Raw genomic sequence first — 17,922 nt, forward strand, 5'->3', positions numbered from 1 at the left:
GGTCACATGGAGTTGAGGGAAGCCCATGTTTTTCTATGGGCTTCCCTGGAAATACGGGAATGCTGCAATATATCGCTAGTTCATCCTCAGATGAACGGCACCCTATGCCATAATCCGTAGACCGGTCCGCATGTCACTTCGCAGCGTGCTTCGCGCACAAACAGCAGATTGCCACGCCGAGGTCGATATGCTTTTCGGCACCTTCGATCTTTCCAATAGAGAGCGGTATAGGACATTCCTGCGCGCGCATGCCCGGATCGTGCCGGCCGCCGAAAATGCGATCGAGAATGCCGGAATCCTCCGCCTGCTGCCCGACTGGTCGGAACGCAGACGCGCGCCGCTTCTCTTTGCCGATATCCGCGCGCTCGGCGATCAAATGCCGGCGCTCCTTCCGCCGCCGGCGCTCGGCTGCGAAGCGGCACTCTGGGGAGCGCTCTATGTACTCGAAGGCTCCAAGCTCGGCGGCGCTCTGCTCGCCAAATCCGTGCCGGATCACCTGCCGAGCAGCTATCTCGCGCCGCAAGGGTCGAAGGGCGCCATGCGTCTCTTCATGGAGCGCCTCGACGCGAGCGATGTCGACGATCCCGCGGCGGCCGTCGCCGCGGCCCGCACTGTCTTCGATCTCTTCCTCAAAGCCGGTCAGCTTGAACTGGAAGCCGTCCCATGAGCGGCACACGCGAACCCGTCGACCTCACCAATTGCGACCGCGAGCCGATCCATCAGCTCGGCGCAATCCAGCCCTTCGGCTTTCTGCTGGCAGTATCTTCGGATTGGATCGTCACACGCGCCTCCGTAAACCTTGCAGACTTTCTGGGCGTGACACAGGCCGATGCTCTCGGCCGTCCCGCTTCCACGCTGATCATGCCCGAAGCGCTCCATGCGATCCGCAATAAGCTCACCACCTTGCGCGGTGCCGATGTCGTCGAGCGCATTTTCGCGATCGCCCTGACGCCCGATCAATCCAAGTTTGACGTTGCCGTGCACTTCAATGAAGATCAGGTCATCATCGAAGGCGAGCGCTGCCAGGAAGATAGGCGCAACGCCCCATCCCTCTCCATGCGCAGCATGATGTCCCGCCTCGACCAGTCGGAAACGCTGGATGCCTTCTTCCGCGAGGGGGCAAGACAGGCGCGCGCCCTGACCGGCTTCGACCGGGTCATGGTCTATCGTTTCGACGAAGGCGGTTCCGGCGAGGTTGTAGCCGAAGCCGCCCGCAGCGGCATCGGCTCGTTCCTGGGACTGCATTATCCCGCTTCCGACATCCCGGTGCAGGCGCGAGCGCTTTACCTGCGCAACCTGTTCCGCATCATTGCCGATGTCGATGCCGTTCCGGTCCCGGTCCTTCCGGAACGCGACGAACGCGGCCAGCCGCTCGATCTCTCCATGTCGGTGCTGCGCTCGGTTTCGCCGATCCACATCGAATATCTGAAGAATATGGGCGTCGGCGCTTCGCTCTCCATATCGATCGTGGTGGATGGCAAGCTCTGGGGCCTCTTTGCCTGCCACCATTACGGCCCGCGCCTGCCGTCGGCTCAAAGCCGCTCCACCGCCGAACTCTTCGGTCAGATGTTCGCGTCGCGTCTGGAAAGCCGGGAACGGCGGTTGGCGCTCGACTATGAGACCAAGGCGCGTCGCATCGCCGACCGGCTTCTCACCTCCGTCGCCGACAATGCCAGTCTGCTCGACGACCCGGCCTGGCTGATCGAGGCAGTCGCCGACGCCATTCCTGCCGACGGGATCGGTGTGTGGATCAACGGCCGGCTGGCGCTTGCCGGCATCGGGCCGGATGAGAAAAATTTTGCGGCCCTCGTCCGCCATCTCAATCGCAACGCCGCCGGCCGCATCTATGCCGTCGACAGGCTTGCCGAAACCTATCCGGAGCTCGGGATCGACGGTGCGGTGGCGGGCATGCTGGCGATCCCGATCTCGCGCTCGCCGCGCGATTATGTCGTGCTCTTCCGCCAGGAGCTGGTGCGGACCGTCCGTTGGGGCGGCGACCCGCACAAGCCGGTGGAATATGGACCCAACGGCCCGAGGCTGACGCCGCGCAAGAGTTTCGAGGCCTGGTCGGAACTGGTGCGCGGCCGCTCACTTCCGTTCACGGAAGCGGAGCGCCGCGTCGCCGAAACGATCCGCGCCACGCTGATCGAGGTGGTTTTGCGCCTGACGGACGAGGCCAGCATGGCGCGCCAGATGGCAAATGAGCGACAAGAGCTGCTGATCGCCGAACTCAACCACCGCGTCCGCAACATACTGAGCCTGATCACCGGCATCATCCGCCAGTCGCAGACAACGTCCGTGAGCCTCAGCGACTACATCCGCCAGATCGAGGGCCGCGTCCAGTCACTCGCCCGTGCTCATGACCAGATTACCCGCGATCACTGGGCGCCTGCTTCGCTTCGGCAATTGCTGCTGGCCGAGACCGCCGCCTATCTTGGCAAATATGCGCAACGCATTCAGATGCGCGGCGAGGACGTGCTGCTGGAGCCGCAGGCCTTTTCCACCGCTGCCCTTGTTTTCCACGAGCTGATGACCAACAGCGCCAAATATGGCAGCCTTTCCGGCACTGGCAGCGGCATCGTCGAACTCGGCTGGTCCCGCGATGACGAAGGCAATCTGCGCATTGGCTGGCGCGAAAAGGATGGCCCGCCCGTCACCGAACCCACGCATCACGGCTTCGGCTCGACGATCATTCGGCGCTCAATTCCCTATGACCTCGGCGGCAAGGCCGAAGTGCGCTACAACAGGAACGGGCTCGAAGCGGATTTCTTCATTCCGGGGCGGTATGTTGTCCGCCCGACGAGTGAGCGATCAGATTCAACGCCGTTCGGCGCAGCTGCACCCAAGCTGATTGCAGGCGGTCGACAGCCGCTTTCCGGCCTGAGCGTGCTGCTGGTGGAAAACAACCTGATCATTGCCATGGACGGCGAAGATATATTGCGCCGGCTGGGCGCCGAAGTAGCAACCGTACCAAGCGTTGCCGAGGCCATGAAAATCCTGGACCACCGGTCCTTCGACCTGGCGCTTCTCGATGTCGATCTCGGTGATGAGACCAGCTTCGGGATTGCCGACCGACTGGCAGCCGGAGGTGTGCCCTTCATTTTTGCCACAGGCTATGGGGAGGGCATCGCCCAGGCGAACAGCCATTCGGATGCGCCCGTCTTACAAAAGCCCTATACGATGGAAGCTGTGACGGACAGTCTCGCCCGTCTGCCGCTTCCTAAACGTAAGTAGACATCAGCGTTCGGAGCGATCCGGCCGCAGGCCGCCGATGAAGAGCTGTTCCAGAAACCGCGCCGCATCCTCGAAGCGGCCCTCACCGGCATGCTCCTGTCCGAGCACAGCGCGCACTTGTACGTCGAAATCCGCATAATGCTGGGTCGTCGACCAGATCGAGAAGATCAGGTGGTATGGATCGCATTCGGTGATCTTGCCTGATTTCGCCCAGGCGCGGATGACCTCGGCTTTCTCGTCGACCAGTTCCTTCAGCGGACCCTTTAGCTCGTCCTCGATATGCGGCGCGCCCTGCAGCACCTCATTGGCGAAGAGCCGGCTTTCCCGTGGAAAATCGCGGGCCATCTCCAGCTTGCGTCTGATATAGCTGCGGATTTCCTCTTCCGGATTGCCTTCGGCGTCGAAGGCGCGCAACGGCTCCAGCCAGGTGTAAAGCACGCGGTCGATCAGCGCCCGGTGCATGGCTTCCTTGGTGCGAAAGTAATAGAGCAGGTTGGGTTTCGACATGCCGGCCACTTCGGCGATCTGGTCGATGGTCGAGCCGCGGAAGCCGCTTGCCGAAAACACGTCGAGCGCCGCTTCCAGGATCTGCTCTTCCTTCTCCTCCTGGATTCGCGTCCGCCTCAGGGTTTTCGCTGCTCTCGGTATGGTCACAGGCTGTCGTTTCCCCTTGAAATTCAACTTCTTCGCTCAAGTTTTTGACCGGAGGCCACCCCGCCGCTTGCTTGAGCAACTGCTCGTATTTTTATCGGCAATTTTCGTGATTTTCGTCTTGAGCCCGGCGATGGAAGTTGTAATGTTTACCAATCGGTCAAATTATCCGCCAGATGAAAAACAAAGGCAACTGGCGATTTTCCGGCGCTCGACAAAACCAATAAGAGGCGCAGGAATAGACCACGGGAACAGGCAGGCATGCCACTTCGCATGACTGCCGCAAACAGGTGAGGGCTTGAAAAATGGTGGCAGCACCAGGCGAGAACATGCGCGTCAATGGCGACCGTCTCTGGGACAGTCTCATGGACATGGCGAAGATCGGACCGGGCATCGCCGGCGGCAACAATCGCCAGACGCTGACGGATTCGGATGCCGAAGGCCGCAGCCTGTTCAAGACATGGTGTGACGACGCGGGCCTCACCATGGGCATCGACCAGATGGGCACGATGTTCGCCACCCGCCCCGGCACCGATCCCGATGCTTTGCCCGTCTATGTCGGCTCGCATCTCGACACCCAGCCCACCGGCGGCAAATATGATGGCGTTCTCGGCGTGCTCGCGGCTCTCGAGGTCGTGCGCACCATGAACGACCTCGGCATCAGAACCAAACACCCGATCGTTGTGACCAACTGGACGAACGAGGAAGGCGCCCGTTTTGCCCCGGCCATGCTGGCCTCGGGCGTCTTCGCCGGAGTGCACAGCCTCGACTTTGCCTATAATCGCAAGGATCCCGAGGGCAATCTGTTCGGCGACGAGTTGAAGCGCATTGGCTGGGTCGGCGACGAAGAGGTCGGCGCCCGCAAGATGCACGCCTATTTCGAATATCACATCGAGCAGGGCCCGATCCTCGAAGCCGAGAACAAGCAGATCGGCGTCGTCACCCATTGTCAGGGCCTGTGGTGGCTGGAATTCACCCTGACCGGCAAGGAGGCCCATACCGGCTCGACGCCGATGAACATGCGCGTCAATGCCGGCCTTGCCATGTCGCGCATCCTGGAAATGGTTCAGGGTGTGGCGATGGGCGAGCAGCCGGGCGCCGTCGGCGGCGTCGGCCAGGTCTTCTTCTCGCCGAATTCCCGCAACGTGTTGCCTGGCAAGGTGGTCTTCACCGTCGACATCCGCTCGCCCGACAAGGCCAAGCTCGACCGCATGCGGGCAAAGATCGAGTCGGAAGCGCCTGGCATCTGCGATGCCCTGGGTGTCGGCTGCTCCATCGAGGCGATCGGCCATTTCGCCCCCGTCACCTTCGACGAAAAGCTCGTCACCGCGGTTCGCTCCGCCGCCGAACGCCTCGGCTACAACCACATGAACCTCATCTCCGGCGCCGGCCACGACGCCTGCTGGGCCGCCAAGGTCGCGCCCGCGACGATGGTCATGTGCCCCTGCGTCGGCGGCCTCTCGCACAACGAAGCGGAAGAGATTTCCAAGGAATGGGCGTCGGCGGGCGCCGATGTGCTGTTCCATGCGGTGGTCGAGACGGCGGAGATCGTGGTGTGATGTCTGATGTCTCGCCCGGAGCCCCCTCATCCGACCCTTCGGGCCACCTTCTCCCCGCTGGGGAGAAGGGAGCGGCTAACGTTGCGTCTTCCCCCTTCTCCCAAAGTCGACGGCTTCCAGCACGCCGAAAGCACGACGGATCAACGCCGAACCGAATGGCTCAATGCCAATGGCTTTTGGTCCTGCGCTTCTGGAATCAGGAAATCTCGCGCGAGCGGCGCTCCGGACTCGAAACGATCCTTGCGGCCTTGCAGGGCCGACTCGAATTCAGTCCCGAACTGCCCGGCTTCTATTCGCCAGCCGCATTCACAAATAAGGATAGGCAACGATCATGACCACAGTCATCAAAAACGGTACCATCGTCACGGCCGACCTCACCTATAAGGCTGACGTCAAAATCGACGGCGGCAAGATCGTCGAGATCGGTCCGAACCTCTCCGGCGACGAGACGCTCGACGCCTCCGGCTGCTATGTCATGCCGGGTGGTATCGACCCGCACACCCATCTGGAAATGCCCTTTATGGGCACCTATTCCTCCGACGATTTCGAAAGCGGTACGCGCGCGGCCCTTTCCGGCGGCACGACCATGGTGGTCGATTTCGCCCTGCCTGCCCCGGGCCAGTCGCTGCTTGAAGCGCTGACCATGTGGGACAACAAGTCGACCCGCGCCAATTGCGACTATTCCTTCCACATGGCGGTCACCTGGTGGAGCGAGCAGGTTTTCAAGGAGATGGAGACCATCGTTCGCGACAAGGGCATCAACACCTTCAAGCATTTCATGGCCTATAAGGGCGCGCTGATGGTCGACGACGACGAGATGTTCGCCTCCTTCCAGCGCTGCGCCGAGCTCGGCGCGCTGCCGCTCGTGCATGCCGAAAACGGCGACGTCGTCGCCTCGATGTCGGCAAAGCTGCTCGCCGAAGGCAATAACGGCCCCGAGGCGCATGCCTATTCCCGTCCGGCTGAAGTCGAGGGCGAGGCCACCAACCGCGCCATCATGATCGCCGACATGGCCGGCTGCCCAGTCTATATCGTCCATACCTCCTGCGAACAGGCGCATGAAGCGATCCGCCGCGCCCGCGCCAAGGGCATGCGCGTCTATGGCGAGCCGCTGATCCAGCATCTGACGCTGGACGAAAGCGAATATTCCAATCCCGACTGGGATCACGCCGCCCGCCGCGTCATGTCGCCGCCCTTCCGCAGCAAGCAGCATCAGGACAGCCTCTGGGCCGGGCTTGCCTCCGGCTCGCTGCAGGTGGTCGCCACCGACCATTGCGCCTTCACCACGGCACAGAAGCGGTTCGGCGTCGGCGACTTCACCAAGATCCCGAACGGCACCGGCGGTCTCGAAGACCGCATGCCGATGCTCTGGACCCACGGCGTCAACACCGGCAGGCTGACGATGAACGAATTCGTCGCCGTCACCTCGACCAATATCGCCAAGATTCTCAACATCTATCCGAAGAAGGGCGCGATCCTCGTCGGCGCCGATGCGGACATCGTTGTCTGGGACCCAAACCGTTCGAAGGTCATCTCGTCCAAGGCCCAGCAGTCGGCGATTGATTACAACGTCTTCGAGGGCAAGGAAGTGACGGGCCTGCCACGCTTCACGCTGACGCGCGGCGTGGTCGCCATCGAGGAAAGCACGATCAAAACCCGCGAGGGCCACGGCGAATTCGTGAGGCGCGAACCGGTCACTGCCGTCAGCAAGGCACTATCCACCTGGAAGGAGATCACCTCTCCGCGCAGGGTGGAACGAAGCGGCATTCCGGCAACCGGCGTATGACGATGGAGCATAATGATACGGCCATCAACCGGGGAACGACGCCTTCATGCGGATGACCTCACGCCGGCACCAGCGCGTCCAGCTCCGGGAGAAGCACGACGCTTTCCTGCTCGTGTGGATCGGTGCGGGCAATAACTGCCGTGCATGGCGTGCTGCTGAGGTTCGCCGGCATATGCGGCACGCCGGCCGGGATGTAGAAGAGCTCGCCGGCATGGGTAACGACGTGATGCTCCAGCCGGTCCCCGTACCAGGTATGGGTCTCGCCGGAGAGCACGTAGATCGCCGTCTCGTGCGCCTCGTGCAGATGCGCCTTGGCGCGTACGCCGGGCGGGATCGTCAGGAGGTGCATGCAGATGCCCTTGGCGCCGACCGTCTCGGCCGCTATCCCTTCGAAGTAGCTGAGCCCCTGCTTGCCGTCATAGGCATGCTTAGGGCGAACGATGTGGCAGGTAGGTTGTGATGTCGCGTCCATTCTCTTCCTCCATGAAATGTGCCGCCGGCAGTGCCTGTGGCGATGGTAACATGCAAACCGCCTCCCCGCGGCGAAAACAAGAACGGTCGCATTGATGCAAGCACCCTCCGTCGTATCCGCCAAGGATCTCTGTCTCACCTACCAGGCGAATGACGGCCCGGTGCAGGCCCTCAGCGATGTCAATCTCGATGTCCGCAAGGGCGACTTCGTCTCTTTCATCGGCCCGTCGGGCTGCGGCAAGACGACCTTCCTGCGCGTCATCGCCGATCTCGAAAAGAGCACGTCGGGCGAGATTTCGATCAACGGCATGACGCCGGAAGAAGCCCGCAAGGCCCGCGCCTACGGCTATGTCTTCCAGGCGCCGGCGCTCCTGCCCTGGCGCACCATCGAAAACAACATCGCCCTGCCACTGGAGATCATGGGATATTCCGGCGCCGACCGCACGCGGCGCATTGCCGAAGCGCTCGATCTCGTCAGCCTTTCCGGCTTCGAGAAGAAATTCCCCTGGCAGCTTTCCGGCGGCATGCAGCAGCGCGCCTCGATCGCCCGCGCGCTCGCCTTCGACGCCGATCTGCTGCTGATGGACGAACCCTTCGGCGCGCTCGACGAGATCGTCCGCGACCATCTGAACGAAGAACTGCTGAAACTCTGGGCCCGCACCAACAAGACGATCTGCTTCGTCACCCATTCCATCCCCGAGGCCGTCTACCTCTCGACCAAGATCGTGGTGATGTCGCCGCGCCCGGGCCGTGTCACCGACGTGATCGACTCGACGCTGCCGGCCGAACGCCCGCTCGACATCCGCGACACCCCCGAATTCCTGGAAATCGCCCATCGCGTCCGCGAGGGGCTGAGGACGGGGCATAGCCATGAGGTTTAGGCGCGTGTTGTCGGAAAAGACCCCTCCCCAACCCCTCCCCACAAGGGGGAGGGGCTTGAGCGCCGAACCCGTCGCCAGCCTTGATACTATTTCGCGACCGTCGCTGGAGAACTCGGCGAGCGCGGCAGGTTTGCCCCTCCCCCTTGTGGGGAGGGGTTGGGGGGGGGTTTAAATGCCACCTTCAAACATCACCCCCAAAACCCGCGACACGGCAAAGCGCCTTCGTCGTGAACTCACGAAAGCCGAGGCCGCGATGTGGGACATGCTGCGCGATCTCAGGCCCTATGGCGCGAGATTCAGGCGTGAGACGCCAATTGGTCCCTATATCGCGGATTTCGCTTGGCTTTCAGCAAGACTGATTGTCGAAGTCGACGGCGACAGTCACGAGACGGTCGAGGGTCGGCGACATGATCTCGCCCGCGATGCATTCCTGCGCAGTCAAGGTTTCACAGTGCAGCGCTTCGACAACGCCCAGGTGCTCGACGGACCCGACTACGTGTTTATCACCATCGAAAAACACGCCGCTCCATTTTTGAAGGAGCGCGTCGCGTGAAACCCGACACTTTCAAAAACAAGGTCGTCCCCGTCACCACCATCCTGCTCGTCCTCATCGCCATCTGGTATGTCGCCGCGGTCCTGATGAACGCGCCGTTCCAGCGGGACATGGACAGCCGTGCCGGGGCCACATCGACGACGCTCGAATTCATCGGTAAGACGCTGGCGCAGCCGAAACCGATCCTGCCGGCGCCGCATCAGGTGGCGCAGAATGTCTACGAGAACACCGTGCTGCGCAGCCTGTCGAGCAATCGCAGTCTCGTCTATCACAGCTGGGTCACGCTCTCCTCCACCCTGCTCGGCTTCGGCTTCGGCATGCTGCTCGGCATTCTCCTTGCCGTGCTGATCGTGCACAACCGCGCCATGGACCGCTCGCTGATGCCGTGGCTTGTGGCGAGCCAGACCATACCGATCCTCGCCATCGCGCCGATGATCGTTATCATTTCCTACAATGTGCTGACCGGCGACAATGCGCTCGCCCATCTCCTGAACCTCGATTCCGACGCCTCCCGCCTCGTCTCCAAGGCGCTGATCTCCACCTACCTCTCTTTCTTTCCCGTCGCCGTCGGTATGGTGAAGGGATTGCGGTCGCCTGAGATCATGCATCTCGACCTGATGCGCACCTATTATGCCAGCCCGATGCAGACTTTCTGGAAGCTGCGCGTTCCGGCATCGATCCCCTTCCTCTTCACCTCGATGAAGGTCGCAATCGCCGCAAGCCTGGTCGGCGCCATCGTCGGCGAGCTACCGACGGGGGCCACCGCCGGCATCGGTTCGAAGCTGCTTGCCGGCTCCTATTACAGCCAGACCGTCGACATCTGGGCGGCCCTCGTCGCCGGATCGCTGCTGGCCGGCATCCTGGTTGCAATCGTCGGCCTTGCTGCGAAGATGGTCGACCACGCCATGGGCGGGAGGCCGGCATGAGACATCTGTCCTTCTCCTGGCAGGGCGTGACCGCTCTCCTTCTCTGTATGGCTGCACTGATCAACTTGCCGCTTTTGGCCGAGGGCGCACCCCGGCCCTTAACTGACGGCACGGCCAGCCTCGTTTTCATCATCGTTATCGCCGCCGCCCTGCTTTCCTTTGCGCCGCAGCCGCCGGCCTATCGTGCCACCGTGCTGTTCATCGGCGCCCATGGCGCCGCCTGGATGCTGCTTTCCGCTCTCTCCGGCAACGAGGGCATGGCCAGTCGGGCGTTCTTCCTGCTGCTCTTCGCCTGCTGGCTGCTGGCCTGGCGATGCGTCACCGAGCTTTCGAAACACCAGCCCGTAACCGCCTTCGGCAAATCGACGCTTCAACTGCTGATCCCGGCAATCTTCGGCGCCTGGATCCTGATCCTCTGGGAAGCAGCCACGCGCGGCGCCGGCATTCCCTTCATCATCCTGCCGCCGCCGAGCGCCATCGGCGCCCGTATCATCGCCTCCCTGCCGATCCTCGGTGCCGACGTCAGGCAGACGATCTTCAAGGCAGTGCTGATCGGTTATATCGTCGGCTGCCTCAGCGGCTTTGTCGTCGCCGTGCTGGCCGACCGCATCACCTTCCTGCGCCGCGGTCTGCTGCCGATCGGCAACATGGTCTCGGCCCTGCCCATCATCGGCGTCGCCCCCATTATGGTCATGTGGTTCGGCTTCGACTGGCCGTCGAAAGCGGCCGTCGTCATTATCATGACCTTCTTCCCGATGCTGGTGAATACCGTCGCCGGGCTTGCAGCCTCCGGCAGTATGGAACGCGACCTGATGCGCACCTATGCCTCGAGCGACTGGCAGACGCTGCTCAAGCTCAAGCTTCCGGCGGCCATGCCGTTCATTTTCAACGCACTGAAGATCAACTCGACGCTGGCGCTGATTGGTGCCATCGTTGCCGAATTCTTCGGGACGCCGATCGTCGGCATGGGCTTCCGCATCTCCACCGAGATCGGCCGCATGAATGTCGACATGGTCTGGGCGGAAATCGCCGTCGCGGCGCTGGCCGGCTCGATCTTCTATGGCGTCATCGCCCTGACCGAACGGGCGATGACATTCTGGCATCCGTCTATCCGTGGTGGCTAGACGCGCGCGGGCTCGCAAACGGGTCCGGGCATAACTTCAGAGGGTAAGGATAAGAAAATGAGAAAGTTGATGGTTGCAATGATGGCGAGCGCGATGACGCTTGCCGCCGCGCACGCGATGGCCGCCGACAAGGTGGTGCTGCAGCTGAAATGGGTCACGCAGGCCCAGTTCGGCGGCTATTACGTCGCCAAGGACAAGGGCTTCTACAAGGAGGAAGGTCTCGAAGTCGACATCAAGCCGGGCGGTCCTGATATCGCCCCCGAACAGGTGATCGCCGGCGGCGGCGCCGATGTGATCGTCGACTGGATGGGCGGCGCTCTGGTTGCCCGCGAAAAGGGCGTTCCGCTCGTCAACATCGCTCAGCCTTTCCAGAAGTCGGGCCTGCAAATGATCTGCCGGAAGGACGGCCCTGTTAAGACCGAGGCCGACTTCAAGGGTCATACGCTCGGCGTCTGGTTCTTCGGCAACGAGTACCCCTTCTTCGCCTGGATGAACAAGCTCGGCCTGTCGACGGAAGGCGGCCCGAACGGCGTCACCGTGCTGAAACAGAGCTTCGATGTGCAGCCACTCGTCCAGAAGCAGGCCGACTGCATCTCGGTCATGACCTATAACGAATACTGGCAGGCGATCGATGCCGGCTTCAAGCCGGAGGAACTGACGGTCTTCAACTATACCGAGATGGGCAACGACCTCTTGGAAGACGGCCTCTATGCGATGGAGGACAAGCTGAAGGACCCGGCCTTCAAGGAGAAGATGGTCAAGTTCGTCCGCGCCTCGATGAAGGGCTGGAAATATGCGACCGATAATCCTGACGAGTCTGCCGAGATCGTCGTGGACAATGGCGGCCAGGACGAAAACCACCAGAAGCGCATGATGGGCGAAGTAGCCAAGCTCGTCGGGGACGGCTCCGGCAAGCTGGATGAAGCTCTCTATGCCCGCACGGCAAAGGCGCTGCTCGACCAGAAGATCATTAGCAAGGAGCCATCGGGCGCCTGGACGCACGACATCACCGACGCCGCCTCCAAGTAAATCCGCTGCAATGCAACGGGAAACGCGCGGGGAGATTTCCGCGCGTTTTGTCAGTTTTCCGCGCCCAGAAGAAATGGCCCCGCGCCTGTCGCATTTGTCGGACGTCAAACGTCATTGGGTAGAGGCGCGATCAATCATCGTCATGTTCACATAACCTTCCGATGATTGATTCAGGTTAGCATGGTAATTATTATGAGCTCGTGGGGAATTGTTTTCTGCCGGACTTGCATATCGAGCAAATCGATACCAATTAGAGACCGATTTGCCGGTGAGGGACGAAGACGGCAAATGAAGTGCGGATACCCTTGAGAATACAGGAAGGCAGTGGCCTGATCGCGAGCTGATCTGCAGACGCGCGAATTCGGCCAACCTTGTTACAAGATTGGACGAAGACGAATGGCACGCAAGCCGATTGGAATTCTAGGCGCATCCACCCTCTTTGCAGCCGCACTTGCTGCATCCTCCGCCTTTTCGCAGGAAACGCCGGTCGCAAAACCGCAGCAGAACCTGCCGGCGATCGTCGTCACCACGGCTGTAAATCGCACCCTCGTCGACCGTGTCATCGGCACGGGAACGGTCAAGCCAGTCGAAGAAGTCTATATCCAGCCGCAGGTCGAGGGCCTGTCGATCCGCACGCTGAGAGCCGATATCGGCGACAAGGTTCAGGCCGACAGCACATTGGCGACGCTCAACGATGACGCGCTGGTCCTGGAGAAGAGCCAGATGATGGCGACGAAGGCCAAGGGCGAGGCAAGCCTCGCCCAGCTGCGCGCCCAGCTCATCGAGGCGCAGGCCAATGCCGAACAGGCCAGGCAGCAGCAGGCCCGCGCCCAGGAAATGGTCAAGAAGGGCACGGTTTCCACCGCCCAGGTCGAGCAGGCCGATGCGACCGCCGCCGCCGCCAATGCCCGCGTCGTCTCCGCCGAGCAGGCGATCGAGGTCGCTGAAGCTGACCTCAAGGTCTTCGACAGCCAGATCGCCGATGCCGATCTGAAGCTGGCGCGCACCGATGTGAAGACGCCGGTCGCCGGCACGATCTCGGCAAAGAACGCCAAGGTCGGCGCCATTGCCGCCGGTAACGGCGACCCGCTGTTCACACTCATCCGCGACGGCGATATCGAGCTCGTCGCCGAGGTCGCCGAAAGCGACATCGTCAGGATCATGGCCGGCCAGAAGGCGACGATTTCGCTTTCCGGCAGCCGCGAGAAGCTTTCCGGCGCCGTGCGCCTCGTGTCGCCGACCGTCGATCCGGCCACCCGCCTCGGCCTTGTCCATATCTCCATCGACGATGACAGCAAGGCGCGCTCCGGCATGTATGGCAGTGCCGAGATCATCGTGCGCGAGACCCAAGGCGTATCGCTTCCCTTGACCGCGGTCTTGACCGGCAATGAAGGCTCGTCGGCCCGGAAGGTCGAGGATGGTGTGGTAAAATTCGCCAAGATCGAGACCGGCATCCAGGACGGGGCCTATGTCGAGATCGTCAATGGATTGAAGAGCGGCGATGAGGTCGTGGCCAAGGCGGGCGCCTATGTCCGCGACGGCGACCGCATCACGCCGGTGCGTGAACAGCCCTCGGCTTCCAACTAAAGAGACCATCCGATGAATTTTTCAGCCTGGTCCATTCGAAACCCGATCGCGCCGCTGCTGGCCTTCTGCCTGTTGATATTCATCGGCATCCAGTCCTTCAACACGCTGCCGATCACACGCTTCCCGAACATCGACGTGCCGCTGGTTTCGATCAGCGTGACGCAGAGCGGCGCTTCGCCGGCCGAACTGGAAATGCAGGTGACCAAGGAGATCGAAGACGCGATCGCCTCGATCACCGGCATCGACGAAATCCAGTCGACGGTAACCGACGGCAGCTCGCAGACCAACGTCATGTTCCGCATGGAAGTGCCGACGGAACAGGCCGTGCAGGACGTCAAGGATGCGATCGACCGCATCCGCAGCGACCTGCCGGCCACGGCCGAAACGCCGATCGTCACCAAGGTCGACGTCGAGGGCCAAGCGATCCAGACCTTCGCCGTCTCCTCGCCCGCCATGTCGCTCGAAGAACTCTCCTGGTTCGTCGACGATACGGTCAAGCGCGCCCTGCAGGGCCAGGCCGGTATCGGCCGCGTCGACCGCTACGGCGGCGCGGAGCGCGAAGTGCGCATCGAACTCACCCCCGCCAAGCTCGATGCCCATGGTATCACCGCCGCAAGCGTCAACCAGCAGCTGCGCGGCACCAACGTCGACCTCGGCTCCGGCCGCGGCCAGGTGGCGGGCAGCGAACAGGCGATCCGCGTACTCGGCGATGCCCGCAATGTTGCCGAACTCGCAGACACGACGATCGCGCTGCCGAACGGCCGTTTCGTCAAGCTGTCCGACCTCGGCGTCATCAAGGACACTTATGAGGAGCCGAAATCCTTCTCGCGCTTCAACGATACGCCTGTTGTCACCTTCGGCGTCTTTCGTTCGAAGGGCGCCAGCGAGGTCAGCGTCGCCGAAACCGTAGCGCAGAGCCTCGACAAGGTCAGAAGCGAAAACCCGAATGTGAAGATCGAGATGATCGACGATTCGGTGTATTTCACCTACGGCAACTACGAAGCCGCCATCCACACGCTGCTCGAAGGCGCGCTGCTCGCCGTCATCGTCGTCCTGCTCTTCCTCCGGAACTGGCGCGCGACGCTGATTTCGGCGATCGCGCTGCCGCTGTCTGCGATCCCGACCTTCTGGGTCATGGACATGATGGGCTTCTCGCTGAACCTCGTCAGCTTCCTGGCCCTGACGCTGGCGACCGGTATCCTCGTCGACGACGCGATCGTCGAAATCGAAAACATCGCCCGCCATATCAAGATGGGCAAGACGCCCTATCGGGCGGCGATCGAGGCGGCTGATGAAATCGGCCTCGCCGTCATTGCCACCACCTTCACCATCATCGCCGTCTTCGTGCCAGTTTCCTTCATGCCGGGCATTCCCGGCCAGTACTTCATTCAGTTCGGCCTGACCGTCGCCTTCTCCGTCTTCTTCTCGCTGATGGTGGCGCGCCTCATCACCCCGATGATGGCCGCCTACCTCATGCGCGCCGAAGACGGTGTCGACGACCATCACGACAATGACGGTCTGCTGATGAAGGGCTACACGCGCCTGATCCGCGCGACGACCGGGCATAAATATTCCCGATATCTGACACTATTGGCGGCGGTAGGCTTCCTCGTTGGTTCGGTTATGCTGCTGATGAAGGTTCCGGGTAGCTTCCTGCCGCCCGAAGACGCCTCGCGCATCGTTCTCTCCGTCGAACTGCCGCCCAACGCGCGGCTCGACGACACCGAGACGACGACAAAAGCAATCTACGACAGGGTCAAGGACATCAACGGCGTCGAAAGTGTCTTCGTCCTCGGCGGCGCGTCGCCGAAGGGCGATCTCGAACTACGCCGTGCAACCATCACGCTGGCTCTCCACAAGCTCGACCAGTCGCTGGTCAAGAAGGTGGTCAACGATGTGCTCGGTGACATCCCGGTCATCGGCCCAATGCTGCCAAAGGTGGAAGTCCACGGCCGTGAACGCCCGCAATGGGATATTGAAAAGGAAGTCTTCGCCAAGGTGCGCGACATTCCCGACGTCCATATCCTGAAGCTCAACGATCGGGGCGAACGCGACCTCTCCTTCAACTTCCTCTCCAAAAACGAGAAGGATTTGAACGACGCCGTCGGCATTCTCGAATCCAAGCTCCGCGCCGACCCGCTGCTCGCCAATGTCAGCGCCGACGGCGCCCTGCCCCGCCCGGAACTGCAGGTCTACCCGCGCAAGGACGAGGCCGCCCGCCTCGGCATCACCCCGCAGCAGATCTCCGAAACGATCCGTGTCGCCACTATCGGCGATGTCGATGCGGCGCTTGCCAAGATCTCGCTCGACGATCGCCAGATCCCGATCCGGGTGCAGGCGGCACTCGACATGCGCCGCGATCTTGCGGCCCTCCGGGCATTGAAGATCCAGACCGCCAGCGGCGGCACCGTTCCGCTTTCGAGCGTCGCCAATATCGACTATTCGGAAGGCGTCAGCTCGATTAAGCGCAACAACCGCAACCGTGTCGTCTCGATCGGCTCCGACCTGCCGCAGGGCGTGGCGCTCGACACGGCTTCGGCCCGTTTCCGCGAGATCGTCAAGGAGACCAACATTCCGGCCACCGTGCATCTTGCCGAAAGCGGCGATACCAAAGTGCAGACCGAGATGCAGCAGAGCTTCGTCAACGCCATGTTGATGGGGCTGCTGCTGGTGCTGACCGTGCTGATCCTGCTCTTCAAGGATGTGATCCAGCCCTTCACCATCCTGTTCTCGCTGCCGCTCGCCATCGGCGGCGTTGCGGCGGGCCTGATCATAACCAACAACCCGCTATCCATGCCCGTGATGATCGGCATTCTGATGCTGATGGGGATCGTCACCAAGAACGCTATCCTGCTCGTCGATTTCGCGATTGAGATGCGTCATCAGGGCATGGGCCGCGTCGAGGCCATGGTCGAAGCCGGCCGCAAGCGCGCCCGGCCGATCATCATGACCTCGATCGCCATGTCGGCAGGCATGCTGCCTTCCGCGCTCGGCGTCGGCGAAGGCGGCTCGTTCCGCGCGCCGATGGCGATCGCGGTGATCGGCGGCATCATCGTCTCGACGGTGCTTTCGCTTGTTGTCGTGCCCTCCTTCTTCCTGATCATGGACGATCTGTCCCGCCTGCTCGGCTGGATGTTCGGCCGCATGGTCGGCAGGAAGGACGAGGAGGAACTGCCGCTGTCGCCCGAGGATCTCACCCGCGTGGCCCGCGAGAACCGCAGCGATATCGATGCGCTGGACGAGCGCCTGACGGCGATCGAAAAGCCGGAAGGCAAGCGCAAGACCGCCAAAGGCAACGACACCAACGTGCTCCGGCTACCGCCGTTTGCGGCGGAGTGAGCAAAGCCCAAGAAAAAACAAACGGGCCGGGAGCGATCTCCCGGCCCGTTTTGTTTTGTCAATCATGCCACCGGCGGTTTCGACCGGCGGCGGTTTGACTCAGAGCCCGCCCTGCTCCCTGAGGAAATTGACGATCGAACTGATGCCGTCGCCGCGCTTCATGTCCGAGAAGACGAACGGGCGGCTCGCGCGCATGCGCGTCGCATCCCGGTCCATCACCTCGAGATCGGCGCCGACATAGGGCGCCAGATCCTTTTTGTTGATGACGAGCAGGTCGGATCGGGTGATGCCGGGCCCGCCCTTGCGCGGGATTTCCTCGCCCTGGCAGACGGAGATCACATAGATGGTGATATCGGCGAGATCTGGCGAAAAGGTCGCCGCCAGATTGTCTCCGCCGGATTCAATGAAGACGACGTCGAGATCGGGAATGCGCTCATTGAGGCCGGCGATCGCCTGCAGATTGATTGTCGCATCCTCGCGGATGGCGGTATGCGGGCAGCCGCCGGTTTCGACGCCTACGATCCGCTCCGAAGGCAAGGCCTGCATGCGCACCAGCGCCTCGGCATCCTCGGTCGTGTAGATGTCGTTGGTGACGACGGCGACGGAATAGTCGTCGCGCATCGCCTTGCATAGCTTTTCCGTCAGCGCCGTCTTGCCCGAGCCGACCGGTCCGCCGATGCCGACGCGCAGGGGTCCGTTCCTTGATTTCATGTGTTTCACTCCAATCGCACCGAATGATAGCGACGGCGGCAGCGGGCGCCACCGTCAAATGACGCAGTCTT

14 protein-coding genes and 1 pseudogene are annotated in these 17,922 nt (G+C 62.1%); 12 read left to right on the forward strand and 3 right to left on the reverse strand.

The window, feature by feature from the left end; genetic code table 11:
- Nucleotides 1-130 precede the first annotated feature (130 nt).
- Complete coding sequence (locus EFR00_RS28975; RefSeq protein WP_077990075.1) at nt 131-667, forward strand: biliverdin-producing heme oxygenase; 537 nt, start codon at nt 131-133, stop codon at nt 665-667.
- Nucleotides 664-3,234, forward strand: a complete 2,571-nt coding sequence (locus tag EFR00_RS28980; protein WP_077990074.1) for an HWE histidine kinase domain-containing protein — start codon at nt 664-666, stop codon at nt 3,232-3,234. Before EFR00_RS28975 ends, EFR00_RS28980 begins: the two co-directional genes overlap by 4 nt.
- Before the next feature lie 3 nt (nt 3,235-3,237).
- Here EFR00_RS28980 and EFR00_RS28985 read toward each other — a convergent pair whose 3' ends face one another.
- A complete protein-coding gene (locus EFR00_RS28985; protein ID WP_009992464.1) occupies nt 3,238-3,915 on the reverse strand; it encodes a TetR family transcriptional regulator C-terminal domain-containing protein in 678 nt (225 codons plus the stop codon).
- Nucleotides 3,916-4,190: 275 nt separating this feature from the next.
- Here EFR00_RS28985 and EFR00_RS28990 point away from each other — a divergent pair, with 275 nt between their 5' ends.
- From EFR00_RS28990 to hydA, 3 genes and pseudogenes are all read left to right on the forward strand, one after another.
- Nucleotides 4,191-5,444, forward strand: a complete 1,254-nt coding sequence (locus EFR00_RS28990) for a Zn-dependent hydrolase (protein WP_077990073.1) — start codon at nt 4,191-4,193, stop codon at nt 5,442-5,444.
- Nucleotides 5,444-5,779 (forward strand): annotated as a pseudogene (locus EFR00_RS33755) (endonuclease domain-containing protein). The gene EFR00_RS28990 and the pseudogene EFR00_RS33755 overlap by 1 nt, the downstream one beginning before the upstream one ends.
- Nucleotides 5,776-7,230: a dihydropyrimidinase gene (gene hydA / locus EFR00_RS29000; RefSeq protein WP_077990072.1), complete on the forward strand. Its 1,455-nt coding sequence runs from the start codon at nt 5,776-5,778 to the stop codon at nt 7,228-7,230. The pseudogene EFR00_RS33755 and the gene hydA overlap by 4 nt, the downstream one beginning before the upstream one ends.
- 58 nt (nt 7,231-7,288) lie before the next feature.
- On the opposite strand, the gene EFR00_RS29005 is transcribed toward hydA, so the two are convergent.
- Entirely contained in the window at nt 7,289-7,702 is a 414-nt protein-coding gene (locus tag EFR00_RS29005; protein ID WP_009995311.1) for a cupin domain-containing protein, read from the reverse strand.
- Between the two features lie 94 nt (nt 7,703-7,796).
- On the opposite strand from EFR00_RS29005, the gene EFR00_RS29010 reads away from it, so the two are divergent.
- The 7 genes from EFR00_RS29010 to EFR00_RS29040 all read left to right on the forward strand — a co-directional run bounded on the left by EFR00_RS29010 (nt 7,797) and on the right by EFR00_RS29040 (nt 17,140).
- The gene (locus EFR00_RS29010) at nt 7,797-8,582 is read left to right on the forward strand and encodes an ABC transporter ATP-binding protein (RefSeq protein WP_077990071.1); all 786 of its coding nucleotides are present in this window, start codon (nt 7,797-7,799) and stop codon (nt 8,580-8,582) included.
- Nucleotides 8,583-8,754: 172 nt separating this feature from the next.
- Nucleotides 8,755-9,135 (forward strand): endonuclease domain-containing protein, encoded by a 381-nt coding sequence (locus EFR00_RS29015; RefSeq protein ID WP_009994012.1) that lies wholly within the window; start codon nt 8,755-8,757, stop codon nt 9,133-9,135.
- Complete coding sequence (locus EFR00_RS29020) at nt 9,132-10,061, forward strand: ABC transporter permease (RefSeq protein ID WP_009994013.1); 930 nt, start codon at nt 9,132-9,134, stop codon at nt 10,059-10,061. Before EFR00_RS29015 ends, EFR00_RS29020 begins: the two co-directional genes overlap by 4 nt.
- Nucleotides 10,058-11,185: an ABC transporter permease gene (locus EFR00_RS29025; protein ID WP_077990070.1), complete on the forward strand. Its 1,128-nt coding sequence runs from the start codon at nt 10,058-10,060 to the stop codon at nt 11,183-11,185. Before EFR00_RS29020 ends, EFR00_RS29025 begins: the two co-directional genes overlap by 4 nt.
- 57 nt (nt 11,186-11,242) lie before the next feature.
- Nucleotides 11,243-12,214 (forward strand): ABC transporter substrate-binding protein, encoded by a 972-nt coding sequence (locus EFR00_RS29030; RefSeq protein WP_077990069.1) that lies wholly within the window; start codon nt 11,243-11,245, stop codon nt 12,212-12,214.
- 396 nt (nt 12,215-12,610) lie between these two features.
- Nucleotides 12,611-13,801 (forward strand): efflux RND transporter periplasmic adaptor subunit, encoded by a 1,191-nt coding sequence (locus tag EFR00_RS29035; RefSeq protein WP_077990068.1) that lies wholly within the window; start codon nt 12,611-12,613, stop codon nt 13,799-13,801.
- A 12-nt stretch (nt 13,802-13,813) separates the two neighbouring features.
- Nucleotides 13,814-17,140, forward strand: coding sequence for an efflux RND transporter permease subunit (locus EFR00_RS29040; RefSeq protein WP_077990067.1), 3,327 nt, complete (start codon nt 13,814-13,816; stop codon nt 17,138-17,140).
- A 99-nt stretch (nt 17,141-17,239) separates the two neighbouring features.
- Here EFR00_RS29040 and ureG read toward each other — a convergent pair whose 3' ends face one another.
- On the reverse strand, nt 17,240-17,851 hold the full coding sequence (gene ureG, locus EFR00_RS29045; RefSeq protein ID WP_038690830.1) for an urease accessory protein UreG: 612 nt from the start codon (nt 17,849-17,851) through the stop codon (nt 17,240-17,242).
- Between the last annotated feature and the right edge of the window lie 71 nt (nt 17,852-17,922).

The organism is Rhizobium sophoriradicis (genome assembly GCF_003939025.1).
Lineage (GTDB): Bacteria > Pseudomonadota > Alphaproteobacteria > Rhizobiales > Rhizobiaceae > Rhizobium > Rhizobium sophoriradicis.

What these genes read in the sequence shown, in the direction of transcription:
- EFR00_RS28975 (WP_077990075.1), top strand. Translation starts at nt 131, where the DNA reads ATGTCACTTCGCAGCGTGCTTCGCGCACAAACAGCAGATTGCCACGCC.
- EFR00_RS28980 (WP_077990074.1), top strand. Translation starts at nt 664, where the DNA reads ATGAGCGGCACACGCGAACCCGTCGACCTCACCAATTGCGACCGCGAG.
- EFR00_RS28990 (WP_077990073.1), top strand. Translation starts at nt 4,191, where the DNA reads ATGGTGGCAGCACCAGGCGAGAACATGCGCGTCAATGGCGACCGTCTC.
- hydA (WP_077990072.1), top strand. Translation starts at nt 5,776, where the DNA reads ATGACCACAGTCATCAAAAACGGTACCATCGTCACGGCCGACCTCACC.
- EFR00_RS29005 (WP_009995311.1), bottom strand. Translation starts at nt 7,702, where the DNA reads ATGGACGCGACATCACAACCTACCTGCCACATCGTTCGCCCTAAGCAT.
- EFR00_RS29010 (WP_077990071.1), top strand. Translation starts at nt 7,797, where the DNA reads ATGCAAGCACCCTCCGTCGTATCCGCCAAGGATCTCTGTCTCACCTAC.
- EFR00_RS29015 (WP_009994012.1), top strand. Translation starts at nt 8,755, where the DNA reads ATGCCACCTTCAAACATCACCCCCAAAACCCGCGACACGGCAAAGCGC.
- EFR00_RS29025 (WP_077990070.1), top strand. Translation starts at nt 10,058, where the DNA reads ATGAGACATCTGTCCTTCTCCTGGCAGGGCGTGACCGCTCTCCTTCTC.
- EFR00_RS29030 (WP_077990069.1), top strand. Translation starts at nt 11,243, where the DNA reads ATGAGAAAGTTGATGGTTGCAATGATGGCGAGCGCGATGACGCTTGCC.
- EFR00_RS29035 (WP_077990068.1), top strand. Translation starts at nt 12,611, where the DNA reads ATGGCACGCAAGCCGATTGGAATTCTAGGCGCATCCACCCTCTTTGCA.
- EFR00_RS29040 (WP_077990067.1), top strand. Translation starts at nt 13,814, where the DNA reads ATGAATTTTTCAGCCTGGTCCATTCGAAACCCGATCGCGCCGCTGCTG.
- ureG (WP_038690830.1), bottom strand. Translation starts at nt 17,851, where the DNA reads ATGAAATCAAGGAACGGACCCCTGCGCGTCGGCATCGGCGGACCGGTC.